We start from the raw sequence: 3296 nt of genomic DNA on the forward strand, positions 1-3296 counted from the left end.
ACCATGCCCCCCGAGGACCCCGAAGCCTGGCTGCATTTCGACCGCCCCACCCAGGCCGACGAGATCGCCCTCGCCCTGTCCCTGCGCGTTCTGGCCCCCAAGAGCGCCGAATGGCGCCGCGGCCTCGCCGCAGCCCGCCGCTTCCGCCACACCCACCACCACCTCGACGTCCCGCAGACCTACGAAGACCCCACCGGGTACCCGCTGGGCCGCTGGCTGAGCTGGCAACGCCACCTGTACACCAAGGGCATGCTTGACGCCGTACGTGTCCAAGCCCTCGAACGCCTCGGCATCATCTGGAACCCCCGCCAGCAGGCCTTCGACCGCGCATTGGCCCACGCTGCCGCTTACGCCGCCCGCCACGGCCACCTTGCCGTCCCCGTCGAAGAGGTTCATGACGGCTTCCCCCTCGGCCGCTGGCTGGCCACCCAGCGCACTCGCGCCGCAATCCTCAGTGACCAGCGCGCCACCGCCCTCGCCGCCCTGGACCGGTGGTGGAACCCGCCCTGGCCGATCACCTGGCAACGGGCCTACCACGCCGCCCGTCAGAGCCTGACAGCCAACAAGACCGCTGGCGAAGCAGAGAGCTGGCTCAAGTCACAACGCGCCCGCTCCGGCGGCCTGCACCCTGAACAGACGTCACTGCTCAAAGAACTGGGACTGGTCGAACCGCCCGACACATCCGCCTCCCCGGCAAAGGACCGCCTCCCGGCGCGCGAACAGACCTTCCAGCGCGGGCTGGCCGCCGCACGGGCCTTCCAGGCACGCGAAGGCCATCTCGTCGTCCCTCAGCGGCACATTGAGGAGATCAACGGCGAAAAGGTACGGCTGGGGCAATGGCTGAGTAACCTGCGCCGACGCCGCTCCGGCCTCAGCCCGCAGAGGCGGGCAGCACTGGACTCACTCGACTGGTGATGGATGCCCAGCCTTTGGCACCGTTGGACGTGTCACTTCCCGCGGACAGCGCCGCGCTCTGACTCCTCGGCGAGGACTGAGCGGCCGTTCCGAACCGGATCATCGGGCCACATCTGGCGATCCGGCGGACGGTCGGCAGCCGGACGTACAGTGTCGGGGGCGTCGCTGCGGGGGCGCGGGCGGGGAAACGCAGGGCATCCCGCAGGTCGAAGGTGGGGCATGGACAACAGCGAGTACGACCAGTACGAGGCCATTGTCAGAGTTCGGAAGGGCGCGCGTTTCGCGCGGTCGAGGAAGACCGCGGGCGCTCATCGCGGCATGACACGTGACCCCGACACCAATCAGGTGGGTCAAGCCGAGATCTTCTTGAAGAAGGAGAACGAGCCGGATCCGGTGGCGGCGTACCCGCAAGGGTGGCTCGAATCTGACCGGCACGAGTCGGAGGCCCGAGCGCAGGAGCGTCGAGAGAACGCGGAGTTCTTCGCCGAGGTGCTCGTCCAGGTCGGCCTCATATTGGCGGAGAAGGCCGCGCCGCGCGTCAGGAAGTGGTGGCACGAACAAGCGCTTCCGGCAGTGAAGGCGAAGTGGAACGACCGGGCGCCCCCGTCAGTGAAAGTGACGTGGAGCAGCGTGGCACGCAGTCGCACGAGTGACCGCCGGGCTGAGGAGGACCTGCAAGGAGGCGTCACCGTTTCAGGGGATCAGCGGACGACCATGAGCGGCGCGGAGGCGCGGAAGCGGTTCACTGCGGCTGTGATGGCGAGAATATACAGCGATGGGCAGCTACGGCTGTTGCGCAACGCCCGGGTCGTGGACGAGGGAGAGGACGGTCCGGTGGAGCTGGGGGCGACGGACGATCTCACGCCTCAGCGCATCGGGGAACACGTCGCGTTGATGCTCGAGGCGGACCCTTCGCTGCTCGGCAAGGACACCCTGGCCGAACTTGAGAAGCTCGTCGCGGAAATTCGAGCCGACGGCGGCTACGTTCCCATCCCAACAGCGGAAGGTGCGCTGCCGCACGACGACGGGAACGACTGACGAGGGGGAAAGGGGCGACCGCGGTGGGCTGAGCGCCGGTCGGAGAGCCAAGTCGTCGAAATCGTCGAAGAGTCAAATGTCCTAAGAACTCCTAACACTCCACTCGGGCCGAGCACTGATGCACGCATGGCGCCGTTCGAGAGTCGGATATTTCACCATGAGACGCAAGGAGCGCCCTCGGCTGCCAGTCCGTTCTCCAGCGTCGTCCGCCACTGTCGGTCGGGATCGTCGTCCTTGCGTCGTACGGCCAGTTCCTCCAGCGCCTGTCGGTCACCCGCATCGGCACCCTGCCGTGCGAAACGCTCGGCCTGTGTGAACTCGCCTGCCTTTTCAAGTTGTTTGGCGAGCCGACCCGGCGCCCATGCCAGGGCCCTGTCACAGGCACGCCGCAGCAACGGCATGGCCTGTTCAGGGCTACGGTCCTGCGCCAGGCGACGCAGCGTCCGCGACCGCGGGCTGGCCGGGGCCTTCCACGGTGTAGCTGCGGGCAGCGCCGTGCAGTGTCCACTGACCAGCCTCCTCGGCTCGCCCTACCTGCTCGGCGCGCTCCATCAGCGTCCGTACAGCTTGTTCCACCCGGGCGGCCGCAGCCCGCTCCAACAGCACACGGCGGACATCGTCCGCCACCTCCTCGTCGTGCACAGCGTGGTGCGCCTGCACCCACAGCGCCCACTGCTGCCCCGCTCCGCCTCATGGTCCAGCAGTGCTTGTGCCTCCAGAGCACGCTCGCGCTCGCACAGCCGTCGCAGCAACCACTACAGAGCCCAAGGATTCCCAGGATCCGCAATGTCACCGAGCGTAGCGTCGCCTGCAGCCCAGCCCACCCCAGCGTCGCGTCCAGCAGGGCCATCAGCTGCCGCAGCACCCATGTCTCCCAGGGCGGCATGGGCAGCACAGCGGGGTCGAGGTAGTTGCTCAGGGAGCGGGGCCCTTCGAAGTCGATGAAGCACGCCAGCAGGCATGCCGCGGGGCCACCAGGCCCCGCCTCACACGGTTCTGCCGGCCCGTCAGGGCCGAGGCCCCGGCACAACCAAGGGGGGAGGGGAAACCGGATAATTGTCAAACAAACCCTTACGACATCACGGCGCCGCAGGGCGCCGACACACACCCAATCCCTGCCCGACAGGGCAGGGAACCCCCACCCATTTCCACACTCCACTGTCATGCCGCCAGGCATGACACCTTCAGACACATGACAGCGGGGCCGCCAGGCCCCGCATCGTCCGTTCCTGTTGGCCCGCCAGGGCCAACTCAGCCAACACACAGTCATGCCGCCAGGCATGACGACGCGTCACTCTACGGGCCGTCAGGCCCGTAGTTGGCCGCCAGGCCAACTTAAGAGC

Annotated in this window: 2 protein-coding genes; both read left to right on the forward strand. The window is 67.8% G+C overall.

All coding sequences use genetic code 11. The features are described from left to right. Positions 1 to 915, forward strand: a 915-nt coding sequence (locus WH07_RS34575; RefSeq protein WP_046508954.1) for a helicase associated domain-containing protein, incomplete at its 5' end; no start/stop codon positions are given. A gap of 219 nt (positions 916 to 1134) precedes the next feature. Then, on the forward strand, positions 1135 to 1953 hold the full coding sequence (locus WH07_RS34580) for a hypothetical protein (protein WP_046508956.1): 819 nt from the start codon (positions 1135 to 1137) through the stop codon (positions 1951 to 1953). Positions 1954 to 3296 lie beyond the last annotated feature (1343 nt).

Source organism: Streptomyces odonnellii, assembly GCF_000981895.1.
Taxonomy (GTDB): Bacteria; Actinomycetota; Actinomycetes; order Streptomycetales; family Streptomycetaceae; genus Streptomyces; species Streptomyces odonnellii.